Annotated in this window: 23 protein-coding genes; 8 read left to right on the top strand and 15 right to left on the bottom strand. The window is 53.0% G+C overall.

Annotated features, from left to right (window positions below):
• Positions 1–90: 90 nt before the first annotated feature.
• The 6 genes from NXT00_RS03675 to NXT00_RS03650 all read right to left on the bottom strand — a co-directional run bounded on the left by NXT00_RS03675 (position 91) and on the right by NXT00_RS03650 (position 5,389).
• Positions 91–759, bottom strand: coding sequence for a dTMP kinase (locus NXT00_RS03675; protein WP_259158101.1), 669 nt, complete (start codon positions 757–759; stop codon positions 91–93).
• 28 nt (positions 760–787) lie between these two features.
• On the bottom strand, positions 788–1,138 hold the full coding sequence (locus tag NXT00_RS03670; protein WP_259077762.1) for a hypothetical protein: 351 nt from the start codon (positions 1,136–1,138) through the stop codon (positions 788–790).
• A gap of 79 nt (positions 1,139–1,217) precedes the next feature.
• Positions 1,218–2,414: a mannose-6-phosphate isomerase, class I gene (manA, locus tag NXT00_RS03665; RefSeq protein ID WP_259158181.1), complete on the bottom strand. Its 1,197-nt coding sequence runs from the start codon at positions 2,412–2,414 to the stop codon at positions 1,218–1,220.
• A gap of 43 nt (positions 2,415–2,457) precedes the next feature.
• Positions 2,458–3,450 carry a hypothetical protein gene (locus NXT00_RS03660; RefSeq protein ID WP_259077176.1) on the bottom strand — a complete coding sequence of 331 codons (993 nt, stop codon included), beginning with the start codon at positions 3,448–3,450 and terminating at the stop codon, positions 2,458–2,460.
• A gap of 3 nt (positions 3,451–3,453) precedes the next feature.
• The gene (locus NXT00_RS03655; RefSeq protein WP_259077177.1) at positions 3,454–4,830 is read right to left on the bottom strand and encodes a phosphomannomutase/phosphoglucomutase; all 1,377 of its coding nucleotides are present in this window, start codon (positions 4,828–4,830) and stop codon (positions 3,454–3,456) included.
• A gap of 130 nt (positions 4,831–4,960) precedes the next feature.
• The gene (locus NXT00_RS03650; protein ID WP_259077178.1) at positions 4,961–5,389 is read right to left on the bottom strand and encodes a DUF3499 domain-containing protein; all 429 of its coding nucleotides are present in this window, start codon (positions 5,387–5,389) and stop codon (positions 4,961–4,963) included.
• Between the two features lie 89 nt (positions 5,390–5,478).
• Here NXT00_RS03650 and NXT00_RS03645 point away from each other — a divergent pair, with 89 nt between their 5' ends.
• A complete protein-coding gene (locus NXT00_RS03645) occupies positions 5,479–5,925 on the top strand; it encodes a metallopeptidase family protein (RefSeq protein WP_259077766.1) in 447 nt (148 codons plus the stop codon).
• A gap of 173 nt (positions 5,926–6,098) precedes the next feature.
• On the opposite strand, the gene NXT00_RS03640 is transcribed toward NXT00_RS03645, so the two are convergent.
• The 3 genes from NXT00_RS03640 to NXT00_RS03630 all read right to left on the bottom strand — a co-directional run bounded on the left by NXT00_RS03640 (position 6,099) and on the right by NXT00_RS03630 (position 9,031).
• Positions 6,099–6,398: a WhiB family transcriptional regulator gene (locus NXT00_RS03640; RefSeq protein ID WP_310470282.1), complete on the bottom strand. Its 300-nt coding sequence runs from the start codon at positions 6,396–6,398 to the stop codon at positions 6,099–6,101.
• Between the two features lie 398 nt (positions 6,399–6,796).
• Positions 6,797–7,888, bottom strand: a complete 1,092-nt coding sequence (locus NXT00_RS03635; protein WP_259077179.1) for an NDP-sugar synthase — start codon at positions 7,886–7,888, stop codon at positions 6,797–6,799.
• A 165-nt stretch (positions 7,889–8,053) separates the two neighbouring features.
• A complete protein-coding gene (locus NXT00_RS03630; protein ID WP_259158099.1) occupies positions 8,054–9,031 on the bottom strand; it encodes a glycosyltransferase family 2 protein in 978 nt (325 codons plus the stop codon).
• Between the two features lie 108 nt (positions 9,032–9,139).
• Here NXT00_RS03630 and NXT00_RS03625 point away from each other — a divergent pair, with 108 nt between their 5' ends.
• The 6 genes from NXT00_RS03625 (at position 9,140) to NXT00_RS03600 (ending at position 15,093) form a co-directional block, all read left to right on the top strand.
• A complete protein-coding gene (locus NXT00_RS03625; protein ID WP_259158097.1) occupies positions 9,140–10,717 on the top strand; it encodes an LCP family protein in 1,578 nt (525 codons plus the stop codon).
• A gap of 31 nt (positions 10,718–10,748) precedes the next feature.
• Entirely contained in the window at positions 10,749–11,420 is a 672-nt protein-coding gene (locus NXT00_RS03620) for a TIGR03089 family protein (protein ID WP_259158095.1), read from the top strand.
• Positions 11,421–11,659: 239 nt separating this feature from the next.
• Entirely contained in the window at positions 11,660–12,937 is a 1,278-nt protein-coding gene (locus NXT00_RS03615; protein ID WP_259158093.1) for an ABC transporter substrate-binding protein, read from the top strand.
• Positions 12,938–13,056: 119 nt separating this feature from the next.
• Positions 13,057–14,079, top strand: coding sequence for a carbohydrate ABC transporter permease (locus NXT00_RS03610; RefSeq protein ID WP_259158090.1), 1,023 nt, complete (start codon positions 13,057–13,059; stop codon positions 14,077–14,079).
• Positions 14,072–14,893, top strand: a complete 822-nt coding sequence (locus tag NXT00_RS03605) for a carbohydrate ABC transporter permease (protein ID WP_259077185.1) — start codon at positions 14,072–14,074, stop codon at positions 14,891–14,893. Before NXT00_RS03610 ends, NXT00_RS03605 begins: the two co-directional genes overlap by 8 nt.
• Before the next feature lie 5 nt (positions 14,894–14,898).
• Positions 14,899–15,093 carry a hypothetical protein gene (locus tag NXT00_RS03600; protein ID WP_259077186.1) on the top strand — a complete coding sequence of 65 codons (195 nt, stop codon included), beginning with the start codon at positions 14,899–14,901 and terminating at the stop codon, positions 15,091–15,093.
• Between the two features lie 21 nt (positions 15,094–15,114).
• Here NXT00_RS03600 and NXT00_RS03595 read toward each other — a convergent pair whose 3' ends face one another.
• From NXT00_RS03595 to NXT00_RS03570, 6 genes are all read right to left on the bottom strand, one after another.
• Positions 15,115–16,350, bottom strand: coding sequence for an HNH endonuclease signature motif containing protein (locus NXT00_RS03595; RefSeq protein WP_259077187.1), 1,236 nt, complete (start codon positions 16,348–16,350; stop codon positions 15,115–15,117).
• Between the two features lie 137 nt (positions 16,351–16,487).
• Positions 16,488–16,859 (bottom strand): hydrogenase maturation nickel metallochaperone HypA, encoded by a 372-nt coding sequence (locus NXT00_RS03590; protein WP_259158087.1) that lies wholly within the window; start codon positions 16,857–16,859, stop codon positions 16,488–16,490.
• An 80-nt stretch (positions 16,860–16,939) separates the two neighbouring features.
• Complete coding sequence (gene purE / locus NXT00_RS03585) at positions 16,940–17,440, bottom strand: 5-(carboxyamino)imidazole ribonucleotide mutase (RefSeq protein ID WP_259077190.1); 501 nt, start codon at positions 17,438–17,440, stop codon at positions 16,940–16,942.
• 50 nt (positions 17,441–17,490) lie between these two features.
• Entirely contained in the window at positions 17,491–18,708 is a 1,218-nt protein-coding gene (locus NXT00_RS03580; protein ID WP_259158086.1) for a 5-(carboxyamino)imidazole ribonucleotide synthase, read from the bottom strand.
• 56 nt (positions 18,709–18,764) lie between these two features.
• Positions 18,765–19,226 carry a hypothetical protein gene (locus NXT00_RS03575; RefSeq protein WP_259158084.1) on the bottom strand — a complete coding sequence of 154 codons (462 nt, stop codon included), beginning with the start codon at positions 19,224–19,226 and terminating at the stop codon, positions 18,765–18,767.
• 28 nt (positions 19,227–19,254) lie between these two features.
• Complete coding sequence (locus NXT00_RS03570; protein WP_259158082.1) at positions 19,255–20,229, bottom strand: biotin--[acetyl-CoA-carboxylase] ligase; 975 nt, start codon at positions 20,227–20,229, stop codon at positions 19,255–19,257.
• A gap of 181 nt (positions 20,230–20,410) precedes the next feature.
• Here NXT00_RS03570 and NXT00_RS03565 point away from each other — a divergent pair, with 181 nt between their 5' ends.
• Entirely contained in the window at positions 20,411–22,051 is a 1,641-nt protein-coding gene (locus tag NXT00_RS03565) for an acyl-CoA carboxylase subunit beta (protein WP_259077195.1), read from the top strand.
• Positions 22,052–22,151 lie beyond the last annotated feature (100 nt).

Genomic DNA, 22,151 nt, shown 5'->3' with positions numbered 1-22,151 from the left:
CTGCAGGCGGTGCAGCGAGAATTCAGTTGTTTGGTTGTTGAGCAGATGAGAGGTCGTACCGATAATGTTAGAGCTAAGCGAGCAACAACACTAGTCTCGGGGTTGAGTTTGTGGTCGCATATATTCGGTGAGATTGGTGCAAACGGGTAGCTTTTCACGGACTTGGGCTTCAACCTCCGCGTGATTGTACTGTCCGTCAATGATCAACCATGGGGAATACCAATTTTCCTGCGCTAATCGTCGATAGGTGGCGGCGGTACGATTTTGCAGACCACGATCGGCCTCATAGCTATCAATCGCACGGTCAGTATCGGTGCGAGCACGGTGGTGAGCGCGCTCATGGGCGAGCTCAGGTGATGTAGCTAATAATATTTGAAGATCAGGTACGGGCAACCCTTGCTCTATGAATTCGAAGGTTGCCACCCACTCTACAAGTGCATCGTCTAGGCTACGCGCCGCGCTATAGGCAGCGTTACTAGCGACATACCTGTCGAGGATCAATACGCGGCGGGGGTCGTATGCATATGAAGCTATATAGTCTTTGACCTCTGCACGATCGAGAGCGAAAAGTACCGCCATAGCATTAATAGAGTCGGCAACGTCCCCAAGATCATGATGAAGCGCCCGCTGCGCCAGCTGTGCGTGTATGGAGTCTTGGTAGCGGGGGAAAGAGAGGGTGTCTGCATCGAAGGCGTTCCGCAACCGTTTCACCAAGGTATTCTTTCCGGCCCCATCGATACCCTCAATCGCAATAATCATCTAGCGTTCCATTCTCTCCTGGGTTACTCTAGGTCAGCGCCTCAGTATAGACATCGAGATCAAGATCGGTTTCCGCTAATTCGAGAATCGAGCTGGCGCTTTCACGAAGCTCCTCATCACCATGACCGATAAGCTCTCGTATAAAAGGATAGTGTTCTACCACTTCCCCATCGGTATAAGGAGCCGAAGCCCAAATAGCCACGATCGTTGCGGCGGCGAGTCCAATAATGAACTCATCATCACTGCCTTGGTCATCGAGCCCTAGGAGAATTGCATCGTGAATATTGCTCGCGATCTCAGACTCGTCCAGCATAGCAAGCTCGTCAAGGAAAGAAGTGACCACTTCTTCATTGAAGATTTCATGATCCCACGCGTGCATATCAACGTCCTTCCGCATCGAGCTAGTACCTATTTGTATCTTGATTTGTAGTCGTAGTCGATCGCATTATCAAGCCCTTCTAGGCTCGGGCGACAAATACCTGCCCAGACCCGGTCAGCTTAATCTCGCAAGGGTCAGCCGCTGAGATCCACACTGCTTGAGTGGGTGTCAAATCTAGCTCGGCGTCTCCGTTACCAACTGTTATTTCGCCCTGCGTACAAAGAACGATGCGTGGACCGCTCAGAGATACTGTGCGCGTGTCGACGATATCAAAGCGGTGTAAATCGAAGGCATCAAGATTGACCTCGTAGTGCCCGTCACGATCTCTGAGCGTAGGCTCTGCTAGAGACTCAAAGCGCAGCACCTTGACCAATTCTGGAACGTCCACATGTTTAGATGTGAGGCCACCACGCAAGACATTGTCGGAGTTGGCCATGATTTCAACTCCCATCCCACGGCAGTATGCATGGAGATTTCCAGCGTCCAGAAAGATAGACTCCCCGGGCTGCAGAACGAGATAATTAAGGAGTAAACCACCCAGCACTCCCACATCACCTGGGTAGTGCTCATGGAGATTGACAATATTTCTCGCGGCGTCAACCATCCAGGTATTTTCTTCCACTGGGTGGTTCTCCATGTCCCGGATAAATGCTCGGGCTCGTTCTACGATGGCTGCAATGAGGGTGCGGCGGGCTGGAGCTGGGATGGAGATCCAGGTGGTAAATAGTCCTCTCAAGCCTGTCTCTTCTGGAGTGCTATCATCGTCACCTAATATCGCTAGATAGCGGTCTAGCTCCGGACATGCCAAGGCTTGAAGCAATTCTCTTGTTAATTTCAGCGGTCGGAAGCCCGCCATCGCGTGAAATTCTGTCAGTGCGACTAAGAGTTCCGGTTTTGGTTGTGGGTCGCGGTAATTACGGTGCGGATCACGGATATCGATACCACCGGCATTTTCCCGCTCGAAGCCTTCGCGGGCTTGGTGTGCAGATGGATGCGCCTGCAAAGACAGCGGTTCATTTGCGGCTAGGATTTTCAGCAAATAAGGTAGCTCGCCAGAAAACTTCTCCGCTATATCTACACCTAGATGAGCCGCGGGGTCCTCAGCAATAAGTTCATCCAGTTTCTGCCCGTCGACTCGCGCCGGGAGTGCGGGGTGGGCGCCGTACCAGAGTTCCGCCTCTGGGTGTTTGCTTGGCTCTGTTTCTCCTCTGAGTTGAGCAATGAGGGTTCGTGAACCCCACGGGTACGCCTGGGTGGGAGGATCTAAGGGCAGCATCATAATAGGGTAGGATTCTCCGTCTCGTTAGATGATAAGGATTTTAAAAGTACACGGTAGCAGCATAGGCTCTGACGCTCAGTTGCAATTGAGCTGCGAGACCACGCTCGGTAACACGTTCTGTAACGACCCCGGCGCCCACTTCGTCGGTTGCATTCCACATGATGGTTGTCAGTGTTGGAGCTGTGACAGGATCATCAAGGAATGGGTCATAGAAGATATCTTTGACTGGTCGCTCACGGTTTCTTGCTCTATATCCAGCGGCTAGCTGCATATCTGCGGCTCCCAGAGCCGCACTTACCCGCCCATATGATGTCCACAATGTGGCGATAAGCTGGACTAATTCATAATCGCCTGGTTGCTCTGTAGAAGGTGTTGTATGAATAATGGAACCGGATAGATCCGCTAAAGCTACAGCCGGATTCTCCGTACGGTCGCGTTGAGGTGAACATGCCTGCAACTCGGCATCGATACCATCGGCCAGATCTTTGAATTTCTGTGCGACAATCAGCGCCTCAGAATCCGCCAACTCAAAGAGTGCCATAACAGTACCCGTCAGTCTCATCAGACTCAGACCTTCGTGTGTGGGCACGGTGGGGATGATAATAGCTCCGGGGGCAACGTCGGCAAGCAGCGGAGAGTGGGCATCGACAGCAAGCACCACATCGATCCCTCGGGCGAGCAGCTGATTGACATGGCGCGCGCTGTCGGGAGTATCAAGGCCCCCATTGCTAAGGATGATCACCACGTCCAGCGCGCCAATATATCCGGGAATATGGTCCACTACAACAACAGGGCACGGCAGCGGGTTAAAGAAGCTCACGGCCAATAAGGCGCACTCTCTGGCAACCGAATGGTCAGTCACTATGACCACGCTGCGCGGTCGCATTCCGACGAACGTGGCTAAGGTCGGCCGAGGATTATTCTCCGCTGCCAGCTGGACTCCTTCTTCGATAGCCGATGCGAGTGCGCGTAGATAGGCGCCTTCGTGGGCGATATCGTAAAAGGCGACGGCGAGCGGATCGTAGTCCGACATGTGTTAGCTCCTGATAATCTGAAGGATCTTTGTTACCAGACTATCAACCTCTTGTGCTGTGGGGGCTTCGACATTGAGCCGCAACAGGGGCTCTGTATTGGAGGCACGAATATTGAACCAGGCTGGCGAATCCTTTAAAAAGACGCTAACTCCGTCGAGCTCATCAACCGCAGCAATCCGCTCGGCGAAGGCCTCGAGGACTGCCTGCGTGCGTTGCTGCTGTTCAGCTGCGGAACTCAGGCGAGTATTGATCTCCCCAGAGGCGTGATAGCGATGATATTTGGCCATCATCTCACTCAACGACTGATCGGTGGAACCCAAAGCCGCGAGAACGTGGAGGGCGGCGAGTAGACCGGAGTCAGCATGGAAGAATTCTTGGAAGTAGTAGTGCGCTGAGTGCTCACCACCGAATACAGCTCCCTCATCTGCCATTATTTTCTTAATAAAGGAGTGTCCCACCCTGGTGCGCACTGCTCTCCCCCCGTTTTCGGCGATAATCTCCGGCACCGAACGGGAAGTAATGACATTGTGGATCACGGTTGCTTGCGGGTACCGCTCGAGATAACGCTCGGCAATAAGTGCACAAATGGCGGAAGGGCTCACTGATTGTCCCTTTTCGTCGATGACAAAACACCGGTCGGCGTCCCCATCAAAGGCAAGCCCGATATCTGCGCCAACCTTCGGAGTAAAAGCTTGTAAGTCCTCGAGATTCTTCGGGTCTAAGGGGTTCGCCTCGTGATTAGGGAAGGTTCCATCGAGTTCGAAGTAGAGAGGTTTAATGTCGATGGGAAGAGAGGAGAAAACCTCCGGCACCGTTAAGCCCGCCATACCGTTGGCTGCGTCTACGGCTACCGTCAGGGGGCGTATATCCTTCAGGTCCACCAGGCCTTTGAGGTAATTGCCGTAGTCCTCGAGACAATCTTCTGTGTCGATGGCCCCTAGAGGACCATGGTAGGGAGGAATCCCTTCGAGCAGCATCTCGGTAATATCGGCTAGACCGGACTCTTGGCCTACCGGTTTCGCTCCAGCGTGGCACATTTTGATGCCGTTATACTGGGCCGGGTTGTGGGATGCAGTAAACATTGCACCAGCTAAATTGTAGTGCCCCGAGTAAAAGTATAATTGATCAGTGGAGCTGAGCCCCACGATCACCACGTCTATACCCTGTTCTGCTGCACCTTCGGCAAATGCACGAGATAATTCAGGGGAGCTAGGACGCATATCGTAACCGATCGCGATTTTCTCCTGGCCCATTGTACGTACGAGGTATCCAAAGGCAGCACCGATATCCTTAACGAGGTGGGCGTCTAGGCTTTCACCGTAGACCCCGCGGACGTCGTAAGCCTTGATCACAGCCTCAATAGATTCCCGGGAGCGCATAACGTGGACCTGATTTCTTAAGACTAGGGCGCGATGACTAATCGCAAGCGATTAAAAACAATCCACCATTCTACGATGCGCAGAGAGTGTGCGCTAGTTCTTCACTAGGCTAAGAATTTTCTGAATCTGCTTAATCCGCGTCGCTGCTCGTGTCTTCGGCATCAGGCACGAGAGATAAGTGAGCTCTGCGCTGTGCTTTTTCGGCAGCCTTTGCTTTACCACGTTTGGCTGGATGGTGTGGAGCCAATTCGGCCCCTGGAGATTGATTGAGTTGAGCCTCTTGTAATAAACCAGATTGCAGCCTGCCTTGTTCTCGGACAGCCTCAGCTAAGGCGGTCAGATCATCTTCGCCAATCTCGGGGGCATCAACGCGCACCATCTCCCAGCCTTTTGGAGCAGTAATTTTAGCGGCGTGTCGCTCGCATAGGTCCCAGGAATGCGGATCGCTGTTGGCAATGAGGGGACCGACATAGGCGGTGGAGTGTGCATAGGCATAGGTCAACGTCGCTACGGCCACCTGACCGCAGCCTGGGCGAGAGCAACGACGAATCTGATTCACAACTGGCAAGTCTAATCCTTTACTTGAGCTTTTTCATCCTACGGCGCGCCCTTAGCATCCAGAAGCTCGATCCCGATACCCTAAACGGTATGCACCAGGGAAAAATTCGACGCGATCGACACGGACATGGCGTTCGCGGTCCGCTTTTGCCGCCCGCGCTGCCCCGATTTCGGAACCGCCGCGAGCTTTTTGATGCTGATATCTTAAACGCCTACGCCCCTTTTCAGGAACACTATTTCGACCAGCTAAGCATGTTAGATATCGCGGTGGACATTATTCCTCGGATGCGGTTGAATACTGATTTTCAGGCCTTTCCACGCGATATCGTGGCCGATGGGCCTGTACCCCTAGCACGCCTGATTTCGGCGGGCGTGGATCGCGACGGCCATGCGACCAGAGCGAGAATTGTGCTTTTCCGCATGCCAATTGAGCAGCGTGTAGATTCGCGTCTAGAACTTAATGAAGTACTGACAACGATATTTCGTCGACTCGTCGCCGAATATCTCAACCTCACCCCGGATGATCTTCCCCTGTGAGGCCTCAAGCACTTTCGACCCCTATAGATAGATATGGGGTACCCCTCGAGATTCTTTGAAGACACCTCAATGGAGAGTTAATAATAGCCCCCTGCCTCGTATACGAGGGTGTGGAGGCTTAAATTGGATGTGTGCACCGTTAGTTCTCTTCACGAGAGCATATGGGGTGGCGTCTAACTAATCTCTCGCTTTAAGCGGCGGCGTTCACGTTCCGAGAGTCCACCCCAAATTCCAAATCGCTCATCGTGGGCGAGAGCGTATTCGAGGCAGTCATCTTTCACTTCACATGCTTGGCAAATACGCTTTGCTTCGCGGGTAGATCCACCCTTTTCGGGAAAAAAAGCTTCAGGATCGGTTTGAGCACACAGTGCCTGTTCCTGCCACTCTTGTTCGATGGCGTCGAATAGAGAATCGAGGCCGAGATCGCGGTGCGAGCGGGGATGAGGCGCGGCGTTGCCAGCGAAATCTTCCACGCCAGCCTCCTTTGCTCATAGTAAATCAATAAGTCTTTAACGGTTTATGCGTATATTCGCCACGCGGAGAGACTTGCGCCTACATAGCACAATTCTTTGCGTATGCGCCGAAGCGAGGCCTGGCAAATAACATACTTGAGATTCAACACGGTGACACAAGATGTCGTCAAGCTAAAGAGCGCATCTCCTGCGAAGCATTTTGATTTATGCAGTTCATAGATCACACACGCCACAGCTTTAACATGCCGGCGCATCGCGGGGGTCACTATGGGGGTACCACATCTTGTGCCTACCCCCAATAATTATCGCAAGTACCCTTAAAAAACACCCGGCCATAGCATCAGGCCATAGCACTAATTAGTGCTCCTCGAATAGGCAGCGCTACTGCAGCGACCGCTCTAACTATCGGAGGAAAAACGAATTCCACCATCAGGAATGACCACTCCGGGCCATACCCGCATCCCCGTTAACAACTCACAGCGGGCACCGATCTGAGCACCCTCACCGATAACGCAACCTTTGATGCGGGCGTTGGCGCCAATATGAGCCCCGTGTGAAATGATCGAATCCTCAATGATTGCACCAGGTTCAATGGTGACTCCATCGAAAACAACCACATCATCTAAACGGCACCCGGCTCCCACTTCGGTACCGCGCCCAATGACTGTGCCACCCAGTAAAAGCGTGCCCTCTCGCACGAGCGCTGAAGGATCAACCAGGGATTCCCCATTTTTACCTGCCAGGAGTGGCGAATAAGCGATTCCGCGCACCAAGTCAGAGGATCCGCGCACAAAATCGTCCGGGGTGCCCATATCTCGCCAGTACGCGGTATCGACAAATCCGTAAAATTTTCGCCCTTGCTCCAAAAGCAAAGGGAAGGTGTCGCGCTCCACACTCACGACTCTATTGGGCGGTATTTGCTCGATGATTTCTTTTTTAAACACATAGCAGCCAGCATTGATCTGGTCTGTTGGCGGGTCTTCAGTTTTTTCTAAAAACTTCAACACTCGACCAGCGGAGTCTGTGGGCACGCATCCAAACGCCCGTGGATCCGACACTCGAACGAGGTGCATGGTGAGATCGGCGTCTTTAGCTCTATGAGCCTCGAGAATGGCCTCCAAATTTGTGCCACCTAAGACGTCACCGTTGAAAACGATGACATTGTCGTGGCGCAGTTTTTCATAGACATTGCGGATACCGCCACCCGTTCCAAGTGGGGTTTCCTCAAAGACATACTCAATCTCTAGACCAAACTCTTCGCCGGTACCGAAATATTCTTGAAAAACCTCGGCTTTGAAGGAGGTTCCTAAGATGACGTGGGTAATCCCTGCGGCCTTAATTCTAGCCAGAAGGTGTGCGAGAAACGGCACTCCTGCCGTTGGCAGCATAGGCTTTGGGGTGTGCGTCGTCAAAGGACGCAACCGGGTACCCTTGCCGCCGACAAGAACAACAGCATCGGTTGTCTCGCCCCATCCCGCCGATCCATCCACGTTCCTCAAACCTCCTCATTGTTCTTCAACGCTAAAAAATTGCATCCGCCCATATCCCAGCAACGCGCGACCACCCGCTGCAGACCGAGCCTTAGACCAAGCACTAGACCAAGCCTTGATCCAAGGCTTGAAAGGAGAAGCCTTTCTAGCGTTATCATGGCTATGCTACCCACCATCGACACCATCGCGGCGGTGACGCGCAGCCTGAACCATAATTATTGATCGCAGCCTTAAACCCAACCACAGGGCAAATCGAATCGGCAGATTTGCGAAACCTGGATGCCGATCAGCTTGGAAGCGATAAGCCGAATCATGGTGTGCTGGCAACATCTTCTCAGGCAATTTGCTTGCCGCATGCCCTACTGCGTGCGTTATTTCGGCGTCGGGGCAAAAGATATTGACATAGCCTGCACGCGCGAAGCGATCGCCTAGATCCACATCTTCCATATACATAAAGTACCGTTCATCAAAACCACCGACCTCTGCAAAGGCATCGAAGCTCACCAGCAAACAAGAACCCGACAGCCACCCAGCTTCTCGCTGCCGATCCATGACTGCATTATTCCGATAAGCTCTACTCCATGGATTATCGGGCCACATAGAGGCAAAGAGGGCATGTCCGATCCCATTAGATAATGTCGGGATCGCACGTGCCGAGGGATACGCCGTCCCATCCAGCTGCCTAATCAGAGGCCCGACAGCAGCCACTTTTTCTCCCCGCTCCCGCGCCTGACGGGCGCAGTTAAGCAGAGCGTCGATGCTACCTGGCTGAAATTCCACATCTGGGTTAGAAATGAGAAAATACTCGCTGTTGATTGCTCTGTGGTTGATATCTCCGTGGTTGATATCTCTGTGTTCGGAGCGTTCATCATGTTCACGGCGTTCACGGCGTTCACGAAGCGTGAGCAGATGATCATAGGCGACGTTTATGGCGCTCCCATAGCCGAGATTTCCGCCAGTGGGCAGGAAAGTGATCCTCGTATTGTCAGCTGCAGCGCGCTCAGGCGCCCCGTCGACAGACCCATTATCGGCCAGAATGAGTTCATAACCGTCGCTTGTGGCCGATTCAAGGGAGTCGATAAATCGCTTCAGATATACCCCTGGGGAAAACGTCACTGTCACTACTGCAATCGGCTCATTCACAAGGCCTAAGTTTAGTGCCCGAACCCGCCCGTCGGGTACTCGCGGCGTGTCGCGTCGGCTAAACTCAACACCATTATTAAATCTCGATCGAGGAAGACTTTAACCACCGTGAGCACCACCCCAAAGCGCCCCGTCCGCGATATCAGCCCCGCCCCTCATTACCTACCCCAAACCGCCCAGCAAGGCCCTGGGGTAGTTAAGGTGCTGCTCGCCTTTATCTCCGCTGCGGTCCTCACGATTTCTGGCGTGGGCTACGCCACTGTGGGGCGTGTGGGAAACTCCGTCGCATCCGCAGGCTCACTCGAACTTGGCGGCGACCAGGGAGTCAAGGAAGAAAAACTCGATGGCGCTATCGATATCCTCCTTGTCGGATCCGACTCACGCACGGATGCGCAAGGCAATCCCCTCACCCCTGAAGAGATCGAGCTACTACACGCTGGCGACGAAGAAGCCGATAATACTGACACCATCATGCTCATCCGCATCCCCAATGATGGGACATCAGCCACTGCGATCTCCATTCCACGAGACACCTATATCGCAGACCCTGAGCTGGGCAATATCAAAATTAACGGTGTGTACGCCGGCTATAAGGCAATCAAACGCACCGAACTCTTTAATGCTGGAATTGTCGACGAGCAAGAACTCGAAAGCCAATCCAAGCAGGCTGGTCGCAATGGGTTAATTGATGCTGTTACTAACCTAGCTGGAGTCACCATTGATCATTATGCGGAAATTGGTTTGCTGGGTTTTGTTTTGCTCACCGATGCTGTGGGTGGAGTCGATGTTTGTCTTAACAATGCCGTCTACGACGAATTCTCTGGCGCCGACTTCCCTGCTGGAGTCCAGACGCTCTCTGGTGGTAGCGGCCTGGCTTTCGTGCGCCAACGACATGGACTGCCCCGAGGCGACCTCGACCGCATCGTTCGTCAGCAAGCGTATATGGCCTCTCTCGTCAATAAAGTTCTCTCTACGGGCACCCTCACGAGCCCGGGTAAACTAGCCCAGCTAGGTCAAGCTGTCACCCGCTCAGTGGTGATCGACGAAGACTGGGATGTGATAAGCTTTGCCACCCAATTGCAAGATCTGGCTGGGGGTAATGTGCGTTTCAATACCATCCCAGTGGCCGATATCGACGGTGTCGGAGACTATGGAGAATCTGTCGTTACGATTGACCCTGACGAGGTCAAAGCCTTTTTCCAGGCACTTCTTGGTACCGACGAAGAACCGGCCGACCCAGCCGATACTCCGGCGGCCGACGAGGGTCCCGCTGAGAAAGATCCGACGCCCATCCAGGTACTGAATGCTTCAGCACAGTCCGGACTCGCAGCTGGCGCTGGCGCTTACCTTACCGAACAAGGCTTCACCATTGCCGACGTGGGTAATGCTGAGATAGGCCGCTACGATCGCACCCAGGTAATCACCCGAAACCTCAACGACTCAACTGCCCGCAAGATCGCCAAAGCTCTCGGCGGAGTGCCGGTAGTGGAGGATCCTGAGCTCGCGTATGAGGGGATCGTCGTGATCGCCGGGGGTGACTACTCCGCCCCAATTGGGGAACCGGGTGCCCCCGTGAACAGCAATACCGCAGAGCCAGAAAGCAACGATCCTGGAAGCGTCGTCAATGATGCTGCGGACTCCCCACAGATCGATGCAGGTGGCGATAGCCCACGCTGCGTTAACTAGCCCTTCACCACTAGACCTTCAAGGATCATTTGTGCCGTTACTCAGCCCTCTTATCACAGCCAACCCCGCAATCCCACGTCTGAGTACCTACGACGAGACCACTGGAGCTCGGCTCGACTTTTCTGCCCAAACTCTCGATAATTGGGCTAATAAGGTTGCAAATATGCTTATCGACGAGCTCGATCTCAACGAATCCGAAACAATTGGCATAGCGCTGCCTAGCACGTGGCAAGCGGTATGCATTGCTCTCGGCTCTATTACGGCCTCGATTCCCTATCGTTTTCTCGACCCACACGAGCCTTTCGCAGACCCGGATGCAGCTGACGTAATCTTTGCGCCTCCACGCTCATTTAGCGCTGAATTCGATGGTGATATTGTCTTGGTCACCAACGACCCCTTTGGCCGCGGGGTGAAGGAAATAGGGAGCGATTTGCCCGAGGGCGCCATTGATTTCGGCCCTACCGTTCGCTACCATGGCGATTCATTCTCACAACCCAGCCCCGACCTGAAAACTCTCGCCCACCATACAATTCCCCACGAGGCTCGTGTGCTTAGTCGAGGGTGGAAAGATGCAGAGGGCTTCAATCAGGCCATCCTTTCCCCCTTTGCGGCATTAGGCAGCGTCGTCCTAATCAATGGCCTGGTGTCAGCTGAGCGGCTGGCCCATATACGAGAGAGCGAAAAAGTCTCTTTAGATCTCTAGACATATTGAGAAAATGGGGGCAATTCGCGGGGGTAAAGGAACAGAGATCAACTGGGACTATCACTGCTAACCGCTGGACTACTCCAATTAAAGCACGCGCGGCAAAATCCCTGTGTTGGAAAATACACTGATATTCACCCCCAAAATTCACCCCATTACTCGTAATTGGGTGCGCGGTAGGGAGGATGCTCAGTAGATTCTGAAGGAGAGTCTCCCCATCCCCTGGAAAGGCAATACTCATGAATACTCGTCACAATTTCCGAATCGGAGCGTTTCTTACAGCTCTGGGCGTCGCTGGGTCACTCGGACTCGCCGGCTGCTCTGATGAAACGACCACCACAAACTCCGCCGCCCCCACACCTGCTACCGCTGGCGCCCGTGGGCCGATCACGTATGCGCTTGGCAAATTAGACACCGAACTGCTTGCTCCCATCGTAGATAAATGGAATCAAGCGCATCCCGACGAGCAAGTAACCATGAAAGAGCTAGCTGGCGAAGCTGGTGACCAGCGCGATTTCCTTGTGCAGAACCTACAGGCTGGTAGCGATGATATCGATGTGATGGCGCTGGATGTTATTTGGACAGCCGAATTCGCGGCGAATCAGTGGATTGCACCGCTTAAAGGGGAACTCGCGGTGGATACATCAAAACTGCTGAAACCAACCGTTGACTCTGCGACCTACTTAGGCACCTTATATGCGATGCCCCAGAATACTAACGGCCAACTTTTGTTCCGTAATACCAAGATCGTCCCAACCGCACCCAAAAATTTTGCGGAACTGACCGATTCCTGCGAATTAGCCAGAGAAAAGAATGTCGAGTGCCTCACTCTGCAGCTCAAGCAGTACGAAGGACTCACCGTTAACGCAGCTGGCTTTATCGAAGGCTGGGGCGGACATATTCTCAATGAGGATGGTTCTCCTGCCGTCGCCACGGATGAAGCTAAAGCAGGTATGCAAGCGCTTGTCGATGCCTATAAGGACGGCGTGATCGCTAAGAATTCAACATCCACAACAGAGCAAGAAACTCATTTAGGTTTCCTTGCTGGCGAAACCGCCTACGCTATCAATTGGCCGTATATGTACGATATGGCCCAAGACAATGACTCCACGGTCGCGGGTCGCGTGGAAGTTCAACCGCTGGTGGGCAAGTCTGGAGTGGGAGTGTCCACCCTCGGGGGGCTCAATAACGGCATCAACGTCAATTCTAAGCACAAAGAAACAGCGAAGGATTTCATTGAGTTCATCACAAGTGCTGAGAATCAGAGTTATTTCGCAGAGAAATCATTCCCTCCAGTTCTGGCTTCAATCTATGATGATGCCGATTTAATCGCGAAGTATCCTTATCTGCCGGCACTAAAGATTTCCTTAGAAAATGCGGTGCCACGTCCGGCCTCCCCGTTCTACCCCGCTATTTCCAAGGCCATCCAAGATAACGCCTATGCGGCCCTGACGGATGGGAAGTCCGTCGACGACGCCGCGCGCGATATGGAAGCCGCCATTCGGGCAGCAGGTTAGTTGCCCGCTGTGTCGAGGCGTCGGTAATGGCTGCCTAAGCCCTGCTAAGCTATCGCTCAAACCCTGCCCATTCTGGCAGTGTTTGAGCGTTTTAGCACCAAGAAAAAGGACTCTGTCTCGTGGCTCCACCTACGCGCCATGCGGGCCTGCTTGTCGCCCCCGCACTCACCGTTCTCGCTATCGTTATCGGCTATCCGATCATGCGGGCTATCTACCTGAGTTTTCAGGCCGATAAGCACCTCGACCCACAAACTGGTCTCTTTGTCGAAGGAGGGTTTGCTGGTCTACGCCACTACAGTTACTGGATTCAGCAACGGTGCATGCTGCCATCTGGGGAAATAGCGACGTGTCCCCCAGGAGTGCTCGCCACAGACTTCTGGCCTGCCCTCGGCAATACGGTATTTTTTACGGGCGTGACCGTTATCCTCGAAATTCTCCTTGGAATTGCGATGGCGATCATTATGCACCGAGATATACCAGGACGCGCACTGATTCGCGCCGCCGTCCTCATCCCGTGGGCGATTCCAACGGCTGTGACCGCGAAATTGTGGCAATTCATCTTCGCCGACCGGGGCATAGTTAATACGTTCCTATCGACGCCCATCTCATGGACTACCGACCCGTGGGCTGCCCGAACGGCCGTGATCATTGCTGACGTGTGGAAGACTACCCCTTTCATGGCGCTACTCATTCTCGCGGGTCTACAGATGGTGCCCAATGATGTCTACGAAGCGGCCCGCGTAGACGGAGCCACGCGCTGGCAGACTTTCCGCTTCATCACACTTCCGCTAATCAAACCCGCACTGCTCGTCGCTATACTTTTCCGCACTCTCGACGCTCTACGGATGTATGATCTGCCGGTAATTCTCATCTCGCCGAGTGCCAACTCTCCCACCGCAACGATCTCTCAGCTCGTCGTGGAAGATATGCGCCAAAATAATTTCAACTCGGCGAGCGCATTATCGACGATGATTTTCCTCCTAATCTTTGCGGTCGCATTTTTTATGATTAAAGTTCTCGGCGCTGATTTGGGTGGAAGCAAAGCTAAACTGCCCTCCTCTATTGGGGTGTCGGGGTCCCCCGACACCCCAATAGAGGAAAGAGAAATAATGACCCCTACGTCAGGAGATTCCCATGCGTAAACATGTTGGCGACTACTTTGGCGTTCTTCTTATCTTGGTGTGGGGTCTCTCCCCCTTTTATTGGATGCTCATCACTGCGTTCAGACACAAGGATCACACCTTCGACACCACCCCATGGCCAACGCACGTGACACTTGAGAACTTCACCGAGGCACTCTCTACCGACAAGGGCAACAACTTCTTGGCGGCTATAGTTAACTCTCTTTTTATTTCCGTGATAACCACACTCGTGGCGCTTTCCATTGGAGTTTTTACCGCTTATGCCCTCGCGCGTCTTGATTTCGCAGGCAAAGGGTACGTCACTGGGATCATTTTGGCAGCCAGCATGTTCCCTGGCATTGCCCTCGTAACACCACTATTCCAGCTATTTGGCAATCTGGGATGGCTGGGACAGTATCAAGCTCTCATTATTCCCAATATTTCCTTCGCACTTCCGTTGGCGATTTACACTCTAACCTCTTTCTTTCGCCAACTACCGTGGGAACTCGAGGAGGCAGCGCGCATTGATGGGGCGACGCAAAGTCAAGCTTTCCGTATCATTCTGTTACCCTTAGCTGCCCCAGCTCTGTTTACCACCGCAATCCTCGCATTTATCGCAACGTGGAACGAATTTATGCTGGCTAACCAACTATCGACGAGTGCTACTGAGCCAGTCACGGTGGCTATTGCACGATTCTCCGGCGAGAGTTACTACGACTATCCCTACTCCTCCGTCATGGCGGCTGGTGCCCTAGTGACCATTCCCTTGATCCTCATGGTCCTCGCTTTCCAGCGCCGGATCGTCTCCGGTCTGACCGCGGGAGGGGTGAAATAACATATATGCAAAACCCGAATAAGAGGAGAACTTTAGTCCACCAAGCAATTATTGGATTCTTAGCTTTTTTCTCGGTGCTCTTTGTCATTCAGGCCGCATTGAATTTATTGCAACCTGAACCCGCGTTATGGCCTGCGGTCCTGGCACTACTTAGCGTCATCACTACGGTCGTGGCCGTCCGCGCATTCAGCGGCCGCTAGTTTTTCTAAATACTTTAGTTATCAGCTCTTTAGCTGTTCACTATCAATCTCGACCGATTCGAAAAATTCGTGGCAATGACACCGGATATGTCCGCGCGCGTCTCGTAAATCTGAATTTAAAATTCGACGTCCCACCGCAGCAAAGCCCTTCTCAATAGCGGGAGCGCGATTAAATCGGAGCGGTTTTCCTTTTCTATGGTGCCCAATGCGTCCCGAATCGACATCGATATCGATTCGCCCATGTACGGTTTGCCGAGGATGGTCGTCGTTGAGTTTATTATGGCGCATGCACAACGGACAGAGATTACGGTTCTCCGTTTTGCCGCCGCCTGCATGCCATACAATATGGTGCATTTGGCAGTGGTTGGCGGTAATCCTGCAGTCGGGATGCGCACAGATCAAATGACTGACCACCTGAGTAAGTCTGTGCTTCTGAGTAGCATAACGCTGCTCAATGGCGATCGGTTCGCTGATCTCGATATGTCCAGACTCTAGACGTGAGGCGATCGCAGCATAGCCCATAGGAGCAAGATAGGTATTAGCGTGGGCCCTTATATCGACAATCACTCCGTCACTAGTAACTAAGGTGCCATCGACGTTGCAAGCCTTCTCCGCAAAAGGAATCAAGATGAAGGGCCGATACCGGGGATCAAGAGGATTGCTGTCATCTCGTTGAGGCTGGCTATCCCCTGAGATCAGAGCCATGATCACACGCGTGCGCGCCTCTTCGAGGGTATAAGCCTCTCCACGGCTTAATATTTCTTTGGCCGGTTGCTCTGTCATATTCTGCAAGAGCGCCGCATGAGCGTCGGTTAATTTGAGCATGGCATAACGCATGCCGTCGTGGTCTGGGATAGCGGAAATTCGGGTGTACTCGCGCCGCGGCTTGTTAGCCTTCTCGTTGAGCTTGTCAACGTACCCGGCAAGATACTCGCGCATTTCATCGGCACTCGAGGAAGAAGATTCGCGAAGGAACTGCCAGCACAATTGTTGGCGATCGATTTCTCGATTGGACACTTTTCTGCAATATTTGGCAATTAGAGACAGTTTACTCATCGAAACTTTTGATTCTAGGGCCCACTGAAGTTGTTCAGGGGTAAAAAATGCGGCGTTCCTAATCAAAAGACTCGCCTCATGTCGAGCCATTCCTAGAAGGCCACTAAGCTTCTCCCATGTTGGTGTTTCTGCTTTGATGCTCAAAAGAAGACCAGCCGCTTGGGTTGCATACTCTGCGTATCGAGATAATGTCGGTGCCATAATATCCACGCTATGGACCGTGTACGTAGGCAACAACAGGAAACCGAAACAGCGGTCAAAACTGTGGATAATTACTCGTGAGCTAGGGCAGTCCCTTGGTGCCAGCCAGTTTCCCTCTACCCGCGCCCATGCTCCTTTTAGTCTTCTATGCGGATGGGACCGCAGATATGGCGACCGTCCAGGTCGATGAAGCTTACCACGAGCTCATTTCCCGACAAGACTATGGTAGGCGAGTCGCAAAAACGGCAATCGAGGTCCTCAAGATCATTTATGTCTACAACTCTAAAATGACCCCGCTCGCATTCGATGGTGGCATCTGTCCACTGAACTTTTAGCTGCGAGCCGCGCATTCGCGTTCTAAAGGTTGTATATACCCAAGCGTTTTCCAGCTTAAAAGGGTCCACACGTCTGAATGCTCCGACGCGCACATAGACCGTTTTCACCGTATATCCAGACGTCCATGGCCTGATTGCTTGATAGATGAGGGAGGCATATTCAATCTCGGTCATTGTGGAGCCTCGCTATTCGTGACGACGTGAGCACCTGTAATTTTATTGGGGCGTCGGGGGCACCCGACGCCCCAATAGATCTAGGATCCAAGCAGGCGAGATCTTAGTTGCTCATCTTTTCGTTCCACTTCCTCGCGCATTTCTCGCTGGAATTGGACCATTTTTTCTACAAGTTCGAAGTCATCTACCCCTAGCATTCGTACAGCGAGCAAGCCAGCATTTTTTGCGCCACCAATGGACACCGTTGCCACAGGCACTCCAGCTGGCATTTGGACGATGGACAGGAGGGAATCCATCCCATCTAGAGTATCGAGTGCCCTTGGTATCCCAATGACGGGTAGCGGTGTTGCGGCCGCGACCATGCCGGGTAAATGAGCTGCGCCGCCAGCACAGGCAATAATAACCTTGAGTCCTCGCGTGTGAGCGTGCTCTGCGTAAGCAAGCATCTTGTCTGGTGTTCGGTGCGCTGAGACCACCCCCACTTCGAAGGGGACTGAGAAGTCGGCGAGAATTTTGGCGGCTGGTTCGACTGTAGGCCAGTCTGAATCTGAGCCCATGATAAGGCCAACGAGGGGTTTCATATGCACGTCCTTATGTCATTAAAAGGATTTTCTAAAAGCCTCAACAAATGTTAGTCCATCCAGCTGGCGGTGCTAAGGAAATGAGCTGCATTGCGGGCGGCTTGAAGAACGTCGTCAGCTGAGTCACCTGCGATATTTACATGGCCAAGTTTGCGGCCAGGCCGGTAATCCTTACCGTAGAGGTGGATCTTTGCCGTCGGATACCGACGCCATACTGCCTTCATACGCGCAGTCATGGGCAGATCGGGGTCAGCAGGGGCGCCTAAGACATTGGCCATACCGATCACGGGTGCGGTGAGTTCAGTATCACCCAAAGGATAATCCAGGACCGCGCGCAGATGTTGTTCAAATTGACTCGTGACACACCCATTTTGGGTCCAATGTCCGGTGTTATGCGGACGCATTGCTAGCTCATTAACGAGAATTGTAGGCTCAACTGAGCCGTTATCAGTTGCAAAAAGTTCCACTGCGAGCACCCCGGTCACACGTAATTCTGTAGCGATATATTGCGCTAGGCTTTTGATCTCGGAGCTGTGTTTCTCACTCAGCCCAGGTGCGGGCGTGAGGGTTTCGGTACATATTCCGTTCTCTTGTACCGACTGCGAGACCGGCCAGGCTTTGACCTCGCCGCTGGGGGTTCGCGCAACAAGAACTGATAATTCCCGGCTCAGTGCAATTTTCTCCTCAGCCATGAGCTCAACCCCTTCAGCTCTCAGCTTATCCACGAGTTCTTCCAACTCAGTCACAGTTCTGGGAAACCACACTCCATGACCGTCGTAACCACCACGGCGCGCTTTCAGGCAGACCGCACCATTGACTCGGGTGTAGAAGGCGCGGGCGTCGTCACGCGAGGAGATTGCGGCGAAAGGAGGGATGGGGGCGCCCATATCGGAAAGTCGCTGGCGCATAAGTAGCTTATCTTGAGCGTATATGAGTGCGTGCGGTCGGGGCTGTACATCATAACCTTCGTCGAGTAACGAATGGATATAATCATTGGGGACATGTTCGTGGTCAAAGGTGATCACATCAGTCCCAGTTGCGCTGTTTTGAAGGTCGGTATAGGACAGATAATCGCCAATGTGTAGATCGCGGCTAACCTGGGCTGCCGACGCTTGATCGGTAGCGGCCAGTATGCGGGCGGATAAGCCCAGTTCGATTGCCTCGGTATGCATCATTCGAGCTAGTTGCCCGTCTCCGATGACTAGAATAATGGGCATTCCACTGGCATGGGCAGCGCGGGATGAATCTGCAGGTGTTTGATAGCTCACACCTTGTAACTCTAAACAGCCCGCCTGGTTGCCACAAGCGATTGAGACAAGAATTATTAGCGATGAATAAGGTCCTCTAGAACAGCAAAGACGCGGCGCGCTTGGGGTACGTGGGTCATCGAGAATGCACGCTGCTGACCGCGCAGCATCAGCCGAATAGTATTGCGGTGGCGGTCAACAGCCTGAACCTGCTCGATCGGGGCGCTAAAGATGCTGCTAGTCCACCCAGCTTCGCGCAGGAGCAACCTGTGTTCCGTAACGATGATACGACGCCTCCGTAGGGTGACAATTTTAGTAACGAGGCGGAATACTACGACCCCTGCCCACATCAGCACGATGAGGTTTCGAATCTTTGGATCATAAGTTCCACTCAATTCTGGCCGGTCCAAATACCCGATTGCCATCCACGCTAACCCGGTTACAGTAAGAATCTCGAGAAGCGGGAAGAATAGTGCGCTCAGCGGACTCGTTAGATCAATGAAGACGCGCTCCCCCGGCGCCAAACGAATACTCATCATCCCCTTAGTTTAAGGCACAGTGCAGCTATCACTCCCGCAACCGCAAATGTGTTACGTCCCCCGCTGCCAAATGATGGTGCGTGCCCACGCCATCGTCGACAACCAGTTGACCGTCGGCTGCGATCGAGCGCACCACACCCAATATCTCGCGATCCCCTGGGACGATCGCCCTAATATCGCGCCCAATCGTGGCTGATAAGCTCCGGTAATCAGCGAGCAACTTTTCATCACCGCATTCCCACTGCTCTAACCGGCGAACCAGTGCACGGATCACCTTAACCGCAAGGTCATCGCGATCAAAAGGAATAGACTCTAAAGCCAATGACGTTGCATGCTCTACCGGCAATTCACTACGACGCATTGCGGTATTGAGACCAAACCCGATGACCACCGCTGGTTCTTTCCCCAGAGAAACAGCCTCCGCAAGGATCCCGCACAATTTTCGCGCTCCCCCATAGGAGCTCACTGGAACCGCAGCAGCACCAGCACGAAGTCGTTGCGCGATATCTTCGCTTCTCGCAGCGCCACCGCGCTTGGAGCAGGCGAGCGCGGAGTCATCAGTGCTGCCAGGAGCACTAGCACCTGCACCGTTATCCTCGCTACTTATTTCTCCATCCTCAATAATGAGATCATTGGGCCACTTGAGTCGAACCCCTGGCCATGCCAGAGCATCGCAAAGGGCCACGCCTACTGCGAGGGGCATGACTCCCAACCGCTCAATGGCTGCTCGATGAGGGCGAATCAGGATGGATGCGGTCAACTGTGCGCCGTAGGGAGCTTCATAACTCCGACCCATACGCCCTCGCCCCGCACTTTGATGATCTGTCAGGCATACCGTTCCACTGGGGGCTCCCTGCTTCGCTAGCTCTACAAGATCGGTATTAGTTGACCCTGTTTTAGCTCGATAAATAAGCGAGGGGATGACTCCGGTGCGGACGAGTTTTTCTTCCAGGTAACCAAGGTTGTAGGGGTTGCGCAGACTAAAGAGATCGGGGGCGTTCATGATTGTCATCCTAATTCCATTGGGGAAATGGGGGTAGCATTTTTTACCCCCTTTTCCCCAATAGAGGGAGGAAGCTCAAACTGCACGCTGACCTAGGGCATCTCTAGACGCCAACTGACGCTATTTGAAATATGACTTTTGCCCTAGAAACTATCTTCACTTTCCGCTATCATGACCAAACATGACTATTTCCTCACCTTTTCTCGATACAAAATCTCTCCCCGATCTGAGTACCACAGCTGGGAAACTTGCAGATCTTCGCGCTAGAAGACTCGATGCCCACACCCCGAGTGGCCAGCACGCAGTTGATAAGGTGCGCTCCCATAATCGCCTCACGGCTCGAGATCGTTTAGATTATTTGCTCGATCCCGGCTCCTTTGTCGAGATGGATCAATTAGCAAAGCACCGTACTACCGCCTTTGGAATGCATTCTAGAAGACCTACTACTGACGGCATCGTTGCCGGCTGGGGCACCATCGACGGACGCGAAGTGTGTATTTTCTCCCAAGATGGCACGGTCTTCGGAGGGGCTTTAGGTGAGGTATACGGGGAAAAGATGTGCAAAGTTATGGAGCTCGCCGTCGCAACTGGGCGGCCCCTCATTGGTCTCTACGAAGGTGCCGGCGCCCGCATCCAAGACGGGGCTGTCTCTCTCGATCTCATCGCTCGAACTTTTTACCACAATATCAATGCTTCGGGTGTTATCCCCCAGATTGCCGTCATTATGGGCGCCTGCGCTGGAGGGAACGCCTACTCGCCTGCACTTACTGATTTTGTTGTGATGGTTGAGGATTCTTCGAAAATGTTTGTCACTGGCCCCGATGTCATTAAAACTGTCACGGCTGAAGATATCACCCAAGAAGAGTTAGGTGGCGCAGACGTTCACATGAGCTTCGCCGGCACCTCACACTACAGTGCGGCCAACGATGAAGATGCCCTCGATTTCGTGGCCGACCTCCTCAGCTATCTCCCGTCGAATAATCGTGACCTCAACACGTCAACAGACCCAAGTGTTGAGACAGGAAGCGTCGCAGAAAATGTCTCAGCCTCAGATCTTGTCCTCGATAGCATCATTCCCGATAGTTCCACTGTGCCCTATGATGTGCGCGAGGTTATTACTACGCTCAGCGATGATGGTGAGTACCTGGAGATTCAGCAGGATCGTGCCCAGAATATCGTTATTGCTTTCGGCCGAATTGAAGGTCAGTCTGTAGGTTTTGTGGCGAACCAGCCAACCCATTTCGCCGGCTGTCTCGATATCGACGCTGCCGAAAAAGCTGCACGCTTCGTGCGCACTTGTGACTGCTTTAATATCCCTATCATTACGCTTGTCGACGTTCCGGGATTCCTTCCCGGCGCCTCCCAAGAACACACGGGCATCTTGCGGCGTGGAGCTAAATTACTCTATGCCTACGGTGAGGCAACAGTTCCAACGATCACTGTCACCATGCGCAAATCATATGGTGGAGCTTATTGCGTCATGGGATCGAAGGGTTTGGGCTCCGATCTCAATATTGCATGGCCTACAGCTCAAATTGCGGTTATGGGGGCAAAAGGGGCGGTTGGCTTCTTATATAGAAAGGAATTGCGAGCTGCCCTACTGCGCGGTCTTAACCCCACAGAGCTGGAGCAATTTCAGCTATCTTTAGAGAAAGAATACGAAGATCACATGCTGAATCCGTATCTTGCTGCCGAACGCGGTCTCGTCGATGCTGTGATTTTACCTTCTGAAACACGCGGCTATATAGCGCGCAATCTGCGTCTACTAGGAACCAAGCACCGTCCGCGCCCAGCCCGCAAACACGGCAATATTCCACTTTAGTGTCGAGATGCCGTGATTTTTATTCATCACAACGGGATGATAGCGAGTTAACAATGTCACCTAGCGTGCTTGTCGCCCTAACTGATCGTCGATCCGATGT

Source organism: Corynebacterium sp. ES2715-CONJ3 (assembly GCF_024814365.1).
Lineage (GTDB): Bacteria > Actinomycetota > Actinomycetes > Mycobacteriales > Mycobacteriaceae > Corynebacterium.
This window is presented reverse-complemented; position numbering and strand designations above follow the sequence as displayed.